The organism is Caldalkalibacillus mannanilyticus JCM 10596 (assembly GCF_000615945.1).
Lineage (GTDB): Bacteria > Bacillota > Bacilli > Caldalkalibacillales > JCM-10596 > Bacillus_AT > Bacillus_AT mannanilyticus.
Genome location: NZ_BAMO01000022.1, coordinates 1 through 18834, shown reverse-complemented (window position 1 = coordinate 18834; position 18834 = coordinate 1). Strand labels below are relative to the sequence as shown.

At 39.1% G+C, this 18834-nt stretch carries 5 protein-coding genes and 4 pseudogenes; 2 read left to right on the top strand and 7 right to left on the bottom strand.

Translation table 11 applies throughout. The features are described 5' to 3' along the window. Positions 1-62: 62 nt before the first annotated feature. The 3 genes and pseudogenes from JCM10596_RS31370 to JCM10596_RS12795 form a co-directional block, all read right to left on the bottom strand. Positions 63-1048 (bottom strand): annotated as a pseudogene (locus JCM10596_RS31370) (AMP-binding protein); the annotation flags it as partial. 1 nt (position 1049) lies between these two features. Next, positions 1050-1214, bottom strand: coding sequence for a hypothetical protein (locus JCM10596_RS31365; RefSeq protein WP_369345634.1), 165 nt, complete (start codon positions 1212-1214; stop codon positions 1050-1052). A 157-nt stretch (positions 1215-1371) separates the two neighbouring features. After that, positions 1372-2247, bottom strand: a complete 876-nt coding sequence (locus JCM10596_RS12795; protein ID WP_025027471.1) for an alpha/beta fold hydrolase — start codon at positions 2245-2247, stop codon at positions 1372-1374. A gap of 150 nt (positions 2248-2397) precedes the next feature. On the opposite strand from JCM10596_RS12795, the pseudogene JCM10596_RS25395 reads away from it, so the two are divergent. Beyond that, positions 2398-3098, top strand: a pseudogene (locus tag JCM10596_RS25395) (MerR family DNA-binding transcriptional regulator). Positions 3099-3144: 46 nt separating this feature from the next. Here the strand turns inward: JCM10596_RS25395 and JCM10596_RS12785 are convergent. The 3 genes and pseudogenes from JCM10596_RS12785 to JCM10596_RS25390 all read right to left on the bottom strand — a co-directional run bounded on the left by JCM10596_RS12785 (position 3145) and on the right by JCM10596_RS25390 (position 5651). Further along, entirely contained in the window at positions 3145-3462 is a 318-nt protein-coding gene (locus JCM10596_RS12785) for a nucleoside triphosphate pyrophosphohydrolase (RefSeq protein ID WP_025027470.1), read from the bottom strand. 46 nt (positions 3463-3508) lie between these two features. Then, positions 3509-4489 (bottom strand): HNH endonuclease signature motif containing protein, encoded by a 981-nt coding sequence (locus JCM10596_RS12780; RefSeq protein ID WP_025027469.1) that lies wholly within the window; start codon positions 4487-4489, stop codon positions 3509-3511. A gap of 47 nt (positions 4490-4536) precedes the next feature. Beyond that, positions 4537-5651 (bottom strand): annotated as a pseudogene (locus JCM10596_RS25390) (MFS transporter). Positions 5652-5857: 206 nt separating this feature from the next. Between JCM10596_RS25390 and JCM10596_RS12770 the strand changes: the two are divergent. Next, positions 5858-6493 carry a hypothetical protein gene (locus JCM10596_RS12770; RefSeq protein ID WP_025027468.1) on the top strand — a complete coding sequence of 212 codons (636 nt, stop codon included), beginning with the start codon at positions 5858-5860 and terminating at the stop codon, positions 6491-6493. Between the two features lie 373 nt (positions 6494-6866). On the opposite strand, the pseudogene JCM10596_RS31360 reads toward JCM10596_RS12770, so the two are convergent. Beyond that, positions 6867-18834: pseudogene (locus JCM10596_RS31360) on the bottom strand (amino acid adenylation domain-containing protein); the annotation flags it as partial.

Genomic DNA, 18834 nt, shown 5'->3' with positions numbered 1-18834 from the left:
TTCCAATAGCCTTTCATTACCTGCGGACCTTTAATGATAAGCTCTCCAATATCCCCTACTGAAACCTCCTTCACTTCACCCTCCTTTTCTTCGACAATTCTTACTTCGGTACTTGGAAGCGGAATCCCGATGCTTCCCGCCTTTCTTTGTAAGAAGGAAGGGTTAAAATGCGAAACTGGAGATGCTTCAGATAATCCATAGCCTTCGCATAAATTTGCCTTTGTTCTTTTTTCGAAAAGATGCATCTGTTCAATAGGCATTGCTGCTCCACCACTATTAAAATGCTTAATATGCTCAAAGCCGTATTCCTCTAATTCAGGATGGCTATTTAAGGCAATATACATGGTTGGTACACCTGAGAATTGAAATGGCTTTTCACGTTTCACGGTTTCTAAAACCTCTTGAACGTCAAATCGAGGAAGAATAATTTGATTTAAACCGACTCTAAAGCCTAAAAAAGTAACACAAGTCAGACCATAAATATGGAACATTGGGAGAATATTTATAATCTTTGGATTGGTCGGTATATCATCATGCGCTTTAAACATAAAGTCATTTGCTTGTTCTAGATTCGCCAATAAATTATGATGGGTTAGCATGACCCTTTAGAAGGCCCTGTCGTTCCACCTGTATATTGCAGTACCGCTACATCTTCTTTCGGGTTGATCGCTATTTCAGGAGCTTTGCTAGTATTAGTTGCCATAAATGTTTCAAACAGAACATCATGATCCTCTAGATGAACCTCCGAATGACCCATACTAACGACAATAATTTTCTTAAGTGCTGTTTTTCCCTGAACCGCCTTTACTTTTGGATAGAACTGATCGAGCACAACCATCATTTCCGCACCTGAATCATGTAACAGATATTCGATTTCTCTCTCTACATACATTGGATTGACCTGAACAGCGATTCCTCCAGCACGAAAAGTACCAAACAGAGAAAAGATATAATGAGGAGTATTGGGCAACATAATGGCTAAACGATCCCCTCTAGTAAACCCTTCATTGTACAAACAGTGTCCAAATTGCTCTGCTAAACTTAGCACCTCATGAAAGGACCACTTTTTCTGGTAAAAAGTTAAAAGCTGTCTGATCTCCAAACGCTTTTGCTGCCCGTCGTAACAAATCGGTCATAGACCCCTCATGCATATCAGAATATTCCGAAATATTTTTGTGATAGTATTTTAGCCATGGCTTCTGTTTGTAACTCATCTTAATATCCCCCTTGGTTCACATCATTCTATCTATTTCTCGCTTACAAGTCTTTTATCGCTATTGGCAAACGCCGTGCCTCTCTATCATCTTATGCATAATAGCCATGCAGTATGCTCCTACCCAGCTATATACAGATGATCTTCATCTATGTCTTTTATGTTAGATTTAAGTTTTTAATCAACCAGGGCTTGATCAACGACAGAACCGTTATAGGCTGCATAGCTTTGGTATGATCCATATCATTTCCTTTTACAATTTCTACATCCCATCCAAAGTGTTCTAACTTCTGTTTATTCTTTTGAAGTATTCCAACAATATCAACTGTTACGCTTCCAAAGTTTTCTCCATAGACAATGGTATCTTTTTCTCCAGCAAACACCACTCTCGGAATATCTAATTTATGTTGAATTTCTCGATCATTAAACTCCATCAAATTTTCATACATTGTCACAAACTGTTTAGTTTGATTCGTTTCGATCTTTACCTGTATATTATCCCAATCAACCTTGTCTGGGTTAATCGGCTCTTGTTCATCAATATCAGGAGAGTTTTGATTATTCAAAGCTTGATCGTATGTTTTTTTTGTCACGATCATCATTTCTTTATACGGACCTTCTATGGGCGGAAAACCACCCATGATTAAGCTTTCTAATCTGTCTGTCCGAATGGCTAGTTGTAATCCAACCAAAGCTAACCAAGAGTAGCCATAATAGCTAAACTTCTTAATGTTCATTTCATCAGCAATTGTTAAAAGATCTTTTACTATGTTGTCAGGTGTGAGATTTTCTGGGTTCGGATGTTGCAAACGGTGTCCTTCGTAGTCAAAATATAAAATCTGAAACTTGTCCACAAGTCCCTCGATAAAATGTTTTCCTAATTCAGGGTCAACTCCCCACAGCTTTAAGTTGTCGGCTTCTTTTCCATAAACGGATTCTTTAGCCACTGGCAGCATGATTGTTGTAGAAGTTGGATTTCCAACTAAACCAACCTTTAATGCTGATTCATCCATAAGTTTTATTATTTTCTCCATTTTGATCACTCCTAAATTGTTTATACTATTAGGATATAACATTCATGCAATCTTTCGGTTTTTCAATTTTTTACGTTCATATATTAGAACTCTGTTAAAAATATGTTATTGTAGCACTTGAAGGTTTAACTTTAAAAAAGGAGTGAAGACATGGAAACATATACGCCTAAACAAATTGCAAATGCCTTAAATGTTAGTACAACAACTTTGCGAAGATATGAAGAACAAGACCTCATTCCTGTTGTACCCAGAACGAAAAGCAATCACCGCTTCTATACTGCGATACACTTCCAAGCTTTTATTGCCATTAGAATCTTGTTAAAAGGATATGACATACCCATTGTTTACGAAGTCGTGAGAGCGATAAAAAATGCAAGGTTTGAAGAAGCCCTATGGTTAGTTAATGAACAGCAATTCCATATTCAAGTAGAGAAACAGAGAGTGGAAGAAATACTAACCATGATTCAAAATGCTGATTTTACTAAATATAAAAATGTAAAACTAAATGAGTGGATGAGTATCGGAGAAGCTGCAAAATTAGCGGGAGTAAATACTTCGGCAATCCGTCATTGGGAACATGAGGGGTTAGTCCAATCAGAAAGAAATAAAGACAATGGGTATAGAATGTTTTCACTACCTGACTGCGTAAAATACTGGTTATAAGCAGTTTGAGAAAAACCGTATATTATATAGAAAATATGAAGAAATTATTAAATAATCTAGACACAGCACACTATGGTAAACTGGAACATTCCTTTCAGTTGGCTTTGGAAAATCTGAACAAACAGCTAATTCTTCAAATGGAAGGAATTCAGGAACTGATGAAATATGTACACTTTTACTCAAAATAAAAGAACTTGACAGTTTCTTCAAGTTCCTTTGTGCTTTCATATATATTTAATCTATTACTTTATCTAATACAATACGCTCTTTGAAGCCCCCACGCTCAGCATACTTAGTAGCCTTAACGCTTTGCACGTTATCCATATCTATATTAAATACAGTAGCTATACCATCAATAACTTCTAATATATCAGCTAACTCTTCTGGCGTTGGTGTACTTTTAAACTCTTCTAATTCCTCTACTAACTTTGCATAAAGCCGTTCTTTAACTTCCTGCTCCGTAGCAATATACGTAATTGGCTCTTTATTCGCCTTTTTAATCATCTCGGGTATCTTATCCCGTACTAACTTGTTATACACTTGTTCACCCATACGTGTTCACCTATCTTTACATGCTTTTTTAGTTATAATTGCTCTTTTATCCTTTAAACGATATCCAAAACGACCTAACGTAATCCTTTTCGTTAGCTAGCTGTAATTGATCAAAATCCTTACTTTTACTGTAGCTTGTACCTTCCATTAGCGTTAATAGCGTGGCATTACGTTCCTCTAACCTAACAATGTCCTCTTCGCTTGGTAAACGGTTAGACTTTTCGGAGTTTTCACCTTTATGGCAGTAAACTAAATTCCAAATATCATCGGAGAACATAAACGACCATGGTATAACATGGTCAACCGATAATTCCTTGTCACTAATTTCCTTGCCACAATAAAAGCACGTTCTTTTGCCATTGTTACACATAAGATCAAGATACTTATGGAACTTTTTTAGTGATGAACGTTTAATCTTATCTTCATCAATAGCTCTTACTTTACGAGATATTCTTGGGCTAAAATTAAAACCCTCGAGCATTTGTGTCCATCTGTAATTTATGAAGGAAAATAAATAATCGCTATATTGTTTTATACTACGTATATCTTCCATTTTAAAAGTAACCGTTCTGTTATCAAGGGACAAATCATAAAGTTCGTATGTGCTGCCGTCTAAATTTTTAAAACGCCAACAAACATCATTCTTTAACGTGTTAGATACCTTGTTAACCGCCTTGTTATAATTATCTTCTAAGTTTAGTACTGTAAAATTGATCTTTTCAAACCGAATAGGCTGATTTGTTTGTACTTTTGCAACATAATCTGAAATAAGCTCCTTGGTATAGGTTAATAACTCTGGGGGCTTTTTAATATTAGAGCCTTGTATTAATTCAAAATATATTGTCTGATTCCAATAATGCTTTAAACAAAGTTTACTTATGTCGTTAAAAGTAAATGTAGCTGTATCGCCTTCCTCTGTAACCGAAATAGCTAATTCCACTAACGATTTAGCCCAAACCATTTTATACGTATTATCGAAGCTACAATTTAAGATAATATGATGCCAATCCTTAATATAAGTGTCCATTCTCCTAACCAACCTTTTTAATAATTATTCCTCATCCCATTCTCTGTCTATAAGCTGTTACTGGTCAGTTTCTTCTGACACAGAATAATTCCAATACTCCCTAAGAGAGCTGAGCCGGCAAGGGCAGCAAAGAGAGCAGAGCCACTGGTTGCCTCCATAATCATTCCTCCAATAGAAGACCCTACTATACCGGAAACCCCAAACGATACAGAAACGAATAACAGATGTCCTGTTCCTTGAAGCTCTTCAGGTACAATTTTTGTTATATACTGAAAAGCCGCTGTATAAAACAAGCCAAAACAGATTCCATGTAGGGGTTGAATATATAAAACATGGATCGGATCGGTTGCCTGTGCAATTACAATAAATCGGAGGACGTAAAAGAAACCAGCAATAATAATAAAGGTGAGCTCATTAAAACGTCTAAACCACAGGGAGCTTAGAGCAAAAACAATAGCCTCGGTGATAACCGCGATAAACCAAGCCCAACCGATCAATGAAGCATCTCCGCCTAAATGGCTAATATGAAGCCCTATAAAATTATCATTTGTTCGATGGGTTAAAGATATAAAGGTGATAAGAGTTAAAAAGAGCAAGAGTTGCTTATTTTTTAGTAGATGAAGCGCACTAAATAAGGTGACTGGCTTACTAGACAAGGGTACGTCCTGAACAAAAAAGCCAAGAAACAGACTAATAATGGCAAAAAACAAAAAAGGATACATGATATTGCTAATTCCAATAATCGTTAAGATTTTCCCACAGGCTAAGGAAGCGAGAGCAAAACCTACAGCTCCCCACATCCTAATACTGCCAAAGGTAACGCCAAGCTGATTGGCTGTTTTTTGTGCCAAGCTATCAGCTAGTGCCGCTACTGGACTCATAAAGGAGAAGAAAATAAAAGTGATCATCATGAACGTGATAAATGCATTCATCGAAAACATAAGGATACTGGATAAGATCATAAAGACTAAACAGATCACAAGCATTCTTTTGACGCTTTTATATTTGTCACTTAGAAAGCCCCACAAGGCTGGGCAAGAATAGCTGCCGCAGGTCCAATCGCCAAAATCCAGCCAATTTCTGAATTGGATAACCCTTTAGCTTGCAGGAATAAAGGGAGAAAACCTATAATAATGGTTCCTGTCGAATGAAAGAAAAACATAAAAGATCTTAATCGGTTAACCTGGTTTGGCATATTCATTCAATCTGCTCCTCAAAGATAGTATTCATTCCTCTACTATAGCATGAACTCAACTTTTCGTGAAACCTTTACACAATGTCGAAAAATAAGTCTTATTGTCGAATATATTGACTTTTTGTATGCTTAAACGTACTATGCCTTTATACTATCACATTTGGAGGTACAACATGGAAAACCAAACAACGAGTTCTGAGACATCACAAAACAATCTTTTGCAACAATCTAAAGAGGATTTACAAGGCACACTTAAAGAGTTTAAAGAAAACCCAAAGAACTTTTTTGAGTACGCTAAACGCTTTTTTAAGAGTCCTGACGAGATTCTTGAAAATCAGTACAAAGGATTAAAATCATCTGGTTTATTAGTAATCATTATGCTGGTGACATTATTACTTCTAAACAATTTAGTAACGATCCTTTCTAGAACAAGCTTGAGTATGCTTAAATTCTCTTCTTTTTCTAACCCTTTTACATACGGCGTCAGCTATGCCCTTATTTTTATTATTACTATTTTTGCTTTTAAACAAATACTATCAAAACAGAATAGTAAGTTTTCATTAGATTTTATAATCGAAAAATTTGGTGCACTTTTACTATTGCCATGTGCTTTATATGCTATCGCTATACCCCTAAACATTCTAAATCTCACAGTGTATGGTTGGATTAGTGGAATGGGCCATACCTTTATATATCTTGCTGTCTTTATGTTTGCTTACTTATATCTTTTCCCAAAAGATATTAAAAAATCAGCGCTTGCTCTTATGGCATACTACATTCTTACGCGTCTTTTATTTATGTTACTTTAAATGTATAATTCCATTATCATTTTGCGCTAAAAATGACAGAAAAAGAGTCAGTACCTCCTGCTACTAAGGAGTTCTGGCTCTTTTCCTATTTTTTATTTCCTATTTCTTAATTGAATACCACAAACTTCTTCTTATTGTCTTTATATTTTCACCTTCCTCTTATGAATCAGTTCTCGCAGAATCTCCGAATTCTCTTTTGTCTTTTCTGTAAGCATTTCATAGTGTGTACCGTATCCTGTATATTGACGATAGTTCCCTTTCGTGTACGCTGACCAATCCAAATCTTCCGCTAGACCTTGTTCTTCCTGAACACTAATGACATGATCAATATTTGCTTGAATAGGGCTTTCCGTCTTATGTTGGGATAAGTAATCTAGGTAGCTTTGATCTTCACTCTAAGAGCCGTACCTACTTCTTCTGTGAATAAAGGGCCATACTTACTTGCACTTGCTGCTGCCACTAACTGATCCATGTAGGCCTCCATTTCATCTAAAGCAGCTTGTTCTATACTTGCTGTCGTACTAGAATCCACAAGAATGAGTTGCTCTACGTGACGTCCACGTTTTTCAAGCTCTTGGACTACTTCAAAAGCAAGATTCCCTCCAGCAGAATGACCTAAGACGATAAAGCTTCCCTCCTGCTGAAGTTCTATCATTCTATCTACATATTGCTCTATTCGATTCTCTTCTTCGATAAAATCAAAAGCATATACAGTGGCATCATTCCGCAAATAATGTGCCAGCTCCTTATAATAGACGCCATAACCAAAAATCGGAGGAAAACTAAAGATGTTCTGAGAATCCACCCCTGTAAAGGAGATATATCCACGTTGTGTTGCTGCCATTTCATGATTTGAAGTCGGCATGTCAGACATTTCCTGACTCATATTCTCCGCTATCTCAGCTATGGTTGGAGAATTAAAGAGACTCTGAATGGATAAGGCAATCTCAAATTCATTTTTGATTTCATGAATCAATTTTAAGGCTTTAAGAGAATCGCCACCTAGGTAAAAAAAGCTATCGGTTGTGCCAATTCTTTCTTCATCCTCTATGAGTAACACTCGCTGCCATATCTGGACCAGCCTTTCTTCTGCTTCATTTCTTGGCGCCGTATATTCTGTTCCTCTCAGCCAGTTTTGTTCTGTTTTCATCAGAGCTTTTCTGTCTATCTTCCCATTTGGAGTTAAAGGCATTTGTTCTACCTGAATAAAATGGGACGGAATCATATAATTTGCCAACGCCACAGATAAATGTTGCTTTATTTCAAAAACACTTATTTCACGTGTCGCTGTGAAGTAGGCACATAAGTCTTGTTGATTTTCGTTATAGGTCATGGCTTCTACTACCGCCTCTTGGATCTCCTGATGAGCTAACAATTTGCTTTCAATTTCACCCAATTCAATCCGGTATCCCCTGATTTTCACCTGATGATCCATTCTTCCTAAGTATTCGATGCTTCCATCAGGGAGCCAGCGGGCTATATCCCCTGTTCGATACATCTGTTTCTGCGGATCATAGGGGTGAGTGACAAACCTTTCCTTCGTGATGTCAGGTTTATTTAAATACCCTCTCGCCAATCCCTCTCCAGCGATGCATAGCTCTCCAGCTACTCCAATTGGCTGCAAATGACCATTCTCACTTACTATCAGGATTTGTTTATTCAGAATCGGGCGACCGATAGATGGATTGCCCACAAGTTCTTCCGTACATAGAGCCATACTGGCACACACGGTTCCTTCGGTTGGTCCATAGGCGTTAAAGAAGCGCCTTCCTCTCGCCCATCTTCGAGCAAGATCACCGGAGCAAGCTTCTCCTGCTACTATGAGAGTTTGTAGATCTGGAAGCTCCTCCTCAGGTAAAAGGGCTAGGGCTGCTGGTGGAAGCGTCAGTGTCGTAATCCGTTTCTCTCTTACTAAGCGGATGAACGATGGACCGGGAAGCAGAAGGTCTTGCTCTTCCAGATATAAGCTAGCTCCTGTTAATAGACTCATAAAGATCTCCCAGACGGACGCGTCAAAACTGAAGGAAGCAAACTGGAGCACTCGACTCTCTGGACCCAGATCAAAGGCTTTTTTCTGCGTTTGTAGCAGATTGACGACTCCTCGATGTTCAATCATCACTCCTTTTGGTTGTCCTGTAGATCCTGAGGTATAGATCAAGTAAGCCAAATCTTGAGCGCCTGCCTGTGGTTCGAGGTTACTCTCTTCTTCCCCTTCATATTCAAACTGATCAAGCAGAAGCACCTCTCCTTGAAATTCAAAGGAATTGATCAGGTGGGTCACTCTTTGTTGACTTAATACAATATCGACCCCACTGTCTTGGAGCATGTACTGAATTCGCTCCGCGGGATAGCTTGGGTCAAGAGGAAGATAGGCTCCTCCTGCTTTTAGGACACCCATGATCCCAATGATCATCTCTAGGGAACGATCCATCAGGATTCCTACGATCGTATCGGGCTGAACTCCGTTTCGGCACAGTTTACGTGCCAGCTGGTTAGCACGTCTATTCAGCTCCTCATAGCTTAACGCTTGTTCTCCGAAGATCACAGCTGCCTGATGAGGGGTTACTCTTACTTGCTCTTCGAATAGTTCCGCTATGCTCTTCTCTCTTGGGTACGCTTCTTCTGTTCTGTTAAAGTCGTAGAGTAATTGATGCGTTTCCTTCTCACTAAGGAAGTGAATATCCCCCAATTGGACAAAACTATTTTCTACGATCACTTCTAGAATCTGTTTAAAATGTCCCATAAATCGTTCCATTGTTTCACGTCTAAATAGCTTCGTACCATATTCTAGGCTGAGGCTAATCCCTTCATCACTTTCCATCACATTTAAGGTTAGATCAAAACGACTTAGATCGAGATCTAGATCTACAGAGCTAAGCTTTAATCCACCTAATTCTAAGGTCCTCATCTCTGTATTTTGTAAGACAAACATCGTATCAAATAAAGGATTGCGACTGATATCACGAGTCAGTTCCACGTGATGCAGTAACTCTTCGAAGGGATAATCTTGATTTTCAAAAGCAGATAGTGCTTGCTCTTTTACCTCCTCCAAAAACGCAGCAAATGTTTTATGTTTCTGAGGATAATGACGAAACACCAAAGTATTGACAAACATGCCAATAACATGTTCAAGATCCGCATGGTTTCTTCCGGCAACAGGGGAACCAACGATGATCTCTTCCTGTCCTGAATACTTCGCTAATAAAACATTATACGCTGCCAGTAAGACCATATATAAAGTGGTACCTGTTTCTTTTGCTACATGCTGGAGTTGTTCTGCCCTTTCTTGGTTTATAGAGCTTACAATGCGTGCCCCCTCAAAGCTTTGAATAGGAGGTCTTGGATAATCCAATGGCAATTGCAGAACTGGGAGCTCACCTGCAAAAGTTTGTTGCCAAAATTCTTTTTGTTTATCCATTTCCTGTGAATAGAAAAGCTGATTCTGCCATTCTGAATAGTCCTTGTACTGGATGCGTAATGGAGAGAGCACCTGTCCATGATATAATGCCGAAAACTCTTGTAATAAGATATCCATTGTTGTTCCATCTGAAATAATATGATGGATATCAAAAAGTAACAGATGTTTCTCTTCTTTTATCCTTACAAGTTTGACCCTGAATAAAGGAGCCTTGGTTAAATCAAATGGACGAATAAAGCCGTTTAGCCATCCTTCAATCAGTTCTTGCTTAACTTCAATAGCTGGTAAGTGAACCTCCATATATTCAAGAGAAAACTCAACAAGCTCATGAATGAGTTGAACAGGTACACCCTCTTGAATCATAAAAGAGGTCCGTAAGCTTTCATGTCTTGCTACTAAAGAAGTAAAGATGTTTTCTATCCCTTCTCTAGTTATTCTCCCATCAATCGCAACCGCTCCGGGCATATTATAGCTTAACTCTGCGCCCTCTAAGTTGGTTAGAACATACATCCTTTTTTGCGCAGAAGAAACGGGGTAAAATTCTTTCTCTGCTGCGGATGGAATCGAACGGAATAACTGAGTGGTTGACTGTTGAATCAGCTCTGCTTGTTCTCTTATGGTCGTATATCTAAACATATCCTTGAGCGAGAGAGATACATTGAAGCCTTGGTGAATTTTTGCCAAGAGAGAAGTAGCTCTTAGTGAATGTCCTCCCAGTTCAAAAAACGAGTCTTCAATGCCAACAGGCAGAGTGGCTCTTTGTGCCTCAGAACTCTGTAACCCCAAAACCTCACTCCAAATCTGCACAAGTTTTTCTTCGATTTCATTGCGTGGAGCTACATACTCTTGACCAGTCAGCACTTCCCCTTCTATCTCAGAACGTGATAGCCATGCTCGATCAATTTTTCCATTCGGAGTCATTGGCATCTGTTCTAAATTAATGAAGACTGATGGGATCATGTAGTCTGGTAGCTGCTGAGTTAGAAAATCTCTTAACTCTTTAATCGCTACCTCGTCCTCTGCTACAACATAAGCACACAAGCTATGGTTGCCTAGCCGATCCTTTTTCGCTACAACGACCGCCTCTTGGACTTTGTTGTATTTTGTCAACGTATACTCTATCTCAGCTAGTTCAATTCTAAAACCGCGAATCTTTACTTGTTGATCCATCCTTCCTAAATATTCAATCGTCCCATCTTCCAGCCAACGTGCTAAATCCCCCGTTCGATACATCTTTTTCTCAGGATCATACGGATGGGCAACGAATTTCTCTTTTGTTTCGTTTGGCTTATTGAGATATCCTCTTGCCAGACCGTCACCTGCTATACACAATTCTCCCTCGACACCAATGGGCTGAAGCCTGTCGTAGGCATCCACAATAAGAATTTGGGTATTTTGAATTGGTTTTCCTATAGGAACCATTCCGTTTAGCGTATCAGCCTCTAATGTACCCTCATAAATACTAGATTCAACCGCTACTTCTGTCACACCAAAACAATTTAGTACCCTTATCTGCTTCCCATATCTGGAGATGATTTTTCGAAAATCTTCTACAGGGCAAGCATCTGAACCAATAATCAAGGTATCTAAGAAGGTGATATCAAGCTGATGCTCCTCAATATATTTCATAAGTGAAATGGCAAGCGCCGGCGTCAGATCAATCATATTAATGTTATATTCCTTCATTATGGAATACAGAGCACCAACATCAAATCTAGCTTCTTCAGGGCAAATGACTAATTCTCCTCCACTCAATAATGCTCTTGAAAGATCCGCTGCAAAAACATCAAATGAAAAGCTAGCCATTTGAAGAAGCTTCCTTTTATGATCTAGCTTAAGCTCTTTTTTCCAAGCATATGAAACATTAACAAAACTGCGATGCTCAATCATGACACCTTTGGGTTTTCCAGTCGTACCAGATGTATAGATTACATAGACTAAATCAGATGAATGATTAATAGGTTCTAGGTTCGTTATATCCCTTTCAAGCATCTCTACATTCTCTATATCTATAACCTTCTGATCGAAAGCAAAAGAATCTGTCAGCCCGCGATGACTTACAAGCATGTTAGTCTCACTATTAGCTAGCATATATTGAATCTTTCCTCTGGATACGAAGGATCAAGCGGCAGATAGGCTCCTCCTGCTTTTAGTATGGCCATGACACCAATCACCATCTCTAGTGAACGCTCCATCATGATTCCTACCATTTCATTGGGCTGGATGCAATATTCTCTTAACGCTCTAGCAAGCTGATTGGCCCGTTCATTTAATTCCTTGTAGCTTAGACATTGTTCTCCAAGACGTACAGCAACTTGATCTGGAGTTCTAAGCACCTGTTCTTCAAATAAGGCATGGAAGGTCACTTCCTGCGGATATTCTGCTTGTGTATCGTTAAACTCAACAAGTAAGGTATGCTTCTCTGCTTCTGTTAGAACGGAAATTTCAGAAATTCGTTGAACCGGATTAAGCGTGATTTCATGCAGAATATGCACAAAGTGGTGAAGAAAACGCACCATTTTTTCTTCTGTAAATAAGGCTCGACAATATTCTAGCGTCAATTCTACGCCGTCACTGCTTTCCTCAGCGTGTAAAGTGAAATCAAATTTACTAACCTGTTGTTCCATCTCATAAGGACGGAAGGACAAGCCCGCCAGTTCACTTCCTTCCCCATGGCTGTTCTGCATAGAGAACATGGTATCAAACAAAGCGTGTCGGCTCATATCACGCATTAAGTCTAAGTGTTCAACCAACTCCTCAAAGGGGTAATCCTGATGTTCAAAGGCGGACAAGGTACTTTCCTTCACTTCATGCAGAAACTCTAGGAATGTTTTCTTTCCCTCTGGATAGTTTCTCAGAGCCAAAGTATTAACAAACATGCCTATTACATTCATTACTTCTGCATGATTTCTCCCTGCAACGGGAGTTCCTACCACTACATCTTCTTGACCCGTGTATGTAGACAGCAGAACATTATACGCGGAAAGCAAAACCATATAAAGAGTCGTTCCTGTTTCTGTAGCCATTCGCTGTAATTCTGTTTTCAATTCTTGTTCAATCGTAAGAGAAATGGTTTTCCCTTCAAAGCTTTGCATGGGAGGTCTAGGATAATCCAAGGGCATATTTAATAAAGCAGGTTGCTTGGAGAACATATCCAGCCAAAATTCTTTCTGTCGTTGCATATCCTCTTTCATAAACCAGCCATTCTGCCACTCAGAATAGTCCTTGTATTGGATACGCAATTCAGGTAATACCTGTCCGGCATATAACTCAGCAAATTCCTTGGTTAAGATGTTCATACTAGTTCCATCCGAAATAACATGATGCATATCAAAAATCATAACGTATGATTCCTCAGCCAATTGAACAAGTTTAACTCTAAATAAAGGCGCTGTTCTTAGATCAAAAGGGCGAATAAAATCGTTGATCAATGAAACGACCTGCTCCTCTTCTGCTTGAACAAACTCTACTTCAAACGAAACATCTGAATGTATCATTTGCATGGGCTCCCCATTGACAACATCAAATGAAGTTCGGAAAGCTTCATGTCTTGATATCAATTTCTTACACACTTCTGTGAAGGCAGCTTGGTCTAGTTTACCTTCTATTTTTAGAGCACCCGGCATATTATAGCTCACATCGCCGCCTTCAAGCATACTTAAAATGTAGATCCGCTTTTGAGCAGAGGAAAGAGAGTAGAATTCTTTCTTCTGAGCAGGTTGAATGGATGAAAACTGCTTTGTATCGGAATGAGCAATATGTCTTGCCATTAATTCTAGCGTTGGATATTCGAACACATCCTTTATTTGCACTTCAACCTGAAATTCACGATGGATTTTAGCCACAAGTAGTGTCGCCTTTAAGGAATGCCCTCCAAGTTCAAAGAAATGATCATGTATTCCAATTTTTCTCTGTTCCTGATCATTGTTTACAGATAAGCCCAAAACCTCTCGCCACAGAATACTTAGTTTTTCTTCTCCTTCATTTCTTGGAGCCACATAGTCTGTTGATTGAAGCATATTCGTTGGCTCAGGTAGAGCTTTTTGATCAAGCTTCCCATTTCGTGTTAGGGGAAGCTCATCTAGCTGGATCATATAAGCTGGGATCATGTAAGAAGGCAGGCTCTTAGCAAGTTCCTCTCTGATTTTAGCTATATCCAAATCCCTATCCGAAGTGATGTACGCCGCTAAATACTTCTGACCCTCTTGTTCTCCCCTGACGACCACAGTCGCTTGATTTAGTTCTTTCATCTTCAACAGCTGTGCTTCGATTTCCCCTAATTCAATGCGATATCCTCGTATTTTCACTTGCTGATCCATGCGTTCTATATAATCAATCGTGCCATCTGGTAGATATCGAGCCCTATCCCCTGTACGATACATTCTTTTCTCTGGTTCAAACGGATGGGAGATAAATCTTTCGGCGGTTAATGCTGGATTGTTTAAGTAACCTTGGGCAAGCCCATCCCCAGCTAAGCATAATTCACCTGGAATTCCAATGGGCAGTAACGCTCCTTGAGGATCTACGATAAATACTTCAGTATTAGATATCGGTTTACCTATAGGAATAGAGAGCGCATCACTCGCAATGTCATTGATAGGATGCGTTGTCGCAAATACAGTGCTTTCTGTTGGTCCGTAGACATTGATTAGGACATTTGGACCTGTAAATTGCCATGCTTTTTTCATATGGGCTACGGAAACTTTCTCTCCACCCACTAAGATTTTCTTGGCATGGCTTAAGCCTTCTGGAGCCATGTCGACAAACGTATTAAACAGAGAAGTTGTCATCAATAAAATGGCTTGATCCTTCAGCGCGATCAACTGTGCTAATTTCTTGTGATCCAACACCGTATCATGCAATACCAGAACAAGAGTTGCCCCATTTAACAAAGCGCCATAGATATCAAATGTTGAACCATCAAAAGCGTAATTCAACAGATGTAGAATGTGATCTCCTTCAGTAATTTGAATATAGTTTGTATTTAAAACAACTCGGCTGACATTGAAATGAGAAATAAGGCTACCTTTTGGCTTGCCAGTTGAACCAGAGGTATAAATAACATTTGCCAAATCACTAGAAACATTGATATGCGGAGGATTGCTTGTCATTTCCCTCTTATTGAGTAGCATATCCTCTACGATTAAGAGTGTGATCTTAGTAGAGCAGACAGACGCTCTCTTCCTCGTTGTCACCATCCATTTTGCTTGACTATCATCTAGCATATAAGAGATTCGTTCTTCAGGATAATTTGGATCGATGGGCATATAAGCTCCGCCTGCTTTTAAAATAGCAAGCAATGAAACCATCATTTCTATTGAACGGTCAAATAATACAGCGACAATGTCATTTCTCTGAACACCCTTCTCCCGTAGGACTAGAGCCATCTGATTGGCTATATTATTCAGTTCTCTATAGGTTATAACTTGTTTTTCATATTCAATAGCGATATTCTCTGGAGTCAATTCTACTTGTTCTTCAAATAACTGATGCAACGTCTTATCTTTAGGATAATTTGTCTGTGTATCGTTCAAGGCCACGTATAGCTTCTCTTTTTCTGTTTCTGTAAGAATAGCGACATCCCCTACCTCAATCGAAGGCTGACTCAGCACTTGTTGAAGAACATGAAGGAAGTGTGTTTGAATTCTGTTCATATTTTCTTGCTCATACACCCTAGCATTATATTTGAATCTTACTTGAATAGAGTTTCCTGGAATAATGACCAAATTGAAATCATAATTTGTTTGTTCAAAGGCTTCAATATTGCTCATCTGAAAAGGAAGTTGATAGAATTCTTCCATCTGTCCAAGCTGTTGATCTACAGGATAGTTTTCAAAAACCATAAGATGATTTACAAAATCGCGATGTACACCTGTTTCACTTTGGATGTCGTACAAAGGATAAAAATCATAGGCAGCCGAATTCAAGGCATGCTCTTGATTCCTCAGAACACTTTGCTCAAAAGTATCTCCCTCCGACACTCTGATTCTTACTGGAATGGTGTTAATAAACAGACCCAGCATCTCTTCTATTCCTTGAATCTCAGAAGGTCTTCCTGAAACAACGCTGCCAAACACAACATCCTGACAATGATTATATTTTTGGAGTAAGACTCCCCATGCAGTTTGCAATAATATGTTTATTGTAACCTTGTGTGTTCTTGCCATTTGGTTTAGCTTTGCTGTCATTTCTTCCCCAAGAGAAAATTCCAAATGCTCTAATACATATTCGTTTCCTTGTTTTTGTTTTTTTAGAGGTAAATCCACCCTTTGCTCATAATCAGCTAAATACTTTTTCCAATATTCGATTGCCTCTTGCCTATTTTGTTCTGTTAACCACTCAATATAATCGCTATATGGAGCGATATGAGGCAGGGATAACGGCTCATCTTCTAATAGAAGCTGATAAACCTGGCATACTTCTCTCAGAAGGATGGGAATACACCAGCCATCCATTAGAATATGGTGGAAGCTCCACAGTAGATGGAACTGTTTACTATCCGTCTGAAAAAGAGCGATTCGAATCAAAGGACCTTGCGAAAGCTCAAAACCTCTGACCCTGTCCAGTGCCTTATATTCATTCATGCTTCTCTTTTGATCAGCTGAATTTAATTCAATCAGGTTTTGATAAGTAAACGCAAGCTGTTGGTCCTCTAATACAATCTGTAACGGTTGATCAAAATAGATGCTAAATACCGTTCGTAAAATCTCATGACGCTCCATAAGATATTGAACACTTCTCTCAAAAAGGCTTGGTTCAAAATCTCCTTCAATATCAAACGAGATTTGCTCAAAATAGACAACAGAATCTGGATCTGCTTGAGTATGAAAAAACATCCCTTGTTGCATCGGGCTTAACGGATAGAGATTCTCCAAATTTCCAACTTTCGAAACTTCTTGGCGCAATGCATTAAATTGTTCTAATGTGAGCTTCTGATAAACCATATCACATGGGGTAAAAGTTGTTTTCTCCTGTTTCAGACAATACATCATCATGTTAAGCAGGTGCTTTTTAAATTGCTGAGCTAAGCGCTCAATGGTTTCGTGTTTGTACTCTTTAGTACTATAATCAAAGGTCATGTGCAGTTCCTGATTAACGACAAGTCCATTGACATTAAGATGAGCTAGGCTTTGACTACGTGGACTCATGGAAGTCCCGCTCGAATACATAGACATACTGATATTGGAGGCAGGTAAATCTTGATCAAATTGCCCAAGATAATTAAAGCTGATTTCGGGCTTTTTCACATCGCTAGGCGTTCTATCATCTAGTTGTTCGAAGGAATCGCTCAGATAGGTAAGAATGCCATAACCGATCCCTTTATTCGGTATCTGGTGTAATCTTTCTTTCACTCTAATAATCTGTTGATCAAGCTCCTCATCACTTAACTCCAACAGCACTGGATATTGAGTTGTAAACCAACCGACCGTTCGATTGATATCCATATCCTTTACTATAGGTTCCCGTCCATGTCCCTCTAAATGGATCACAATTTGTTCTGATTTAGACCATTCGGCAATCGTTAGTCCTAGCGCAGTTAACAGCAAATCATTTATTTCTGTATTAAATGCCTTATTAGCTTCTCTTAATAATTGTTGTGTTTCCACTTGATCTAACGATATGCTCACTTGCTGACAATCTTTGACTAGTGAAAGCTCAGAAGAGATAAAGTCTCTCGGTAATTGGATGTCTTTTGAATTTGCTTCAATCGCTTGCCAATAGGCTCGTTCTTTTTGTAACTCTGCATGGGATGCGTAAGCCTGAAGCTGCGCAGACCAGTATTGAACAGAGTCTGTTTTCGCAGGTAATGCGATATCTGAACCAGTAGAAGCTTGCCCATATGCTGTAGCAATATCTTCAAATAAAATTCTCCAGGAAAGTCCATCAACAACAAGATGATGAATGACAATTAATAAATGATCGCCAGCTGGTGTATGAAACAAACCAAGCTTCACTAATGGACCTGTAGATAGATCAATCGAACGTTGAATCTCATTTACCTTCTGCTCTATGAATGTTTTCAGTTCTTCCTCCTGTGCAGGCTCCCTAGTAACATCGAATACCTCTAGATCAAAGACGGCTCCATCATCTAGCCCTCGATTCCATCCCCTCCACTCGTCTTCCACAGATCGAAATACCATTCGTAAAGCATCATGATGTTCCGTAATTCGCTGGAAAACCTGTCGAATAAGTTTTTCATCGAAACCTTCTTTGCGAGCTAACATCACAGACTGATTCCAATGATGCTGTTCCGCGAATTGTTGTTCAAAAAACCATTTCTGAATAGGGGTTAGGAACACATCCCCTTGCACCACTCCTTGTTCACTACGTATCGTCAAGGGCTGAAGAAGGGCACTTAAATCAGCGATTCTGGGATGCTTAAACAAATCTTTTATTTCTAACTTATAGCCAGCTTGATTTAATCGTGAAGCGACTTGAATCGCTTTGATTGAATCTCCCCCAAGTTCAAAGAAGTGATGTTTGATGCCAATTTGTTTCGCACCCAATACATCTTGCCATATCCTGACCAACACTTCCTCCGCTTCATTACGGGGAGCGACAAGCTCTGTCCCTAACTGCATACTTTCACTTGGATCAGGAAGAGCCTTTCGATCTACCTTGCCATTGGCAGTCAATGGCATTTGCTCTACTTGAACAAAATAGGCAGGAACCATATACGAGGGTAATTCTTTAGATAATTGCTCACGAATTTCAGTCAAATCCACAGCCTGTGCTGCGCTAAAATAAGCACAAAGTGCTTTGTGACCGTCCTGTTCCTCGCGAACAGTGACAAATGCCTCTTCTATTCCCTCTAGTTGGACTAAATGATTCTGTATCTCACCTAGCTCAATCCGATATCCGCGGATCTTCACTTGATGATCCATTCTGCCTAGATACTCTAACGTTCCATCTGGTAGCCACC

Coding starts and splice junctions, on each gene's coding strand:
- JCM10596_RS31365 (WP_369345634.1), bottom strand. CDS start 1,214: ATGAGTTACAAACAGAAGCCATGGCTAAAATACTATCACAAAAATATT.
- JCM10596_RS12780 (WP_025027469.1), bottom strand. CDS start 4,489: ATGGACACTTATATTAAGGATTGGCATCATATTATCTTAAATTGTAGC.
- JCM10596_RS12785 (WP_025027470.1), bottom strand. CDS start 3,462: ATGGGTGAACAAGTGTATAACAAGTTAGTACGGGATAAGATACCCGAG.
- JCM10596_RS12795 (WP_025027471.1), bottom strand. CDS start 2,247: ATGGAGAAAATAATAAAACTTATGGATGAATCAGCATTAAAGGTTGGT.
- JCM10596_RS12770 (WP_025027468.1), top strand. CDS start 5,858: ATGGAAAACCAAACAACGAGTTCTGAGACATCACAAAACAATCTTTTG.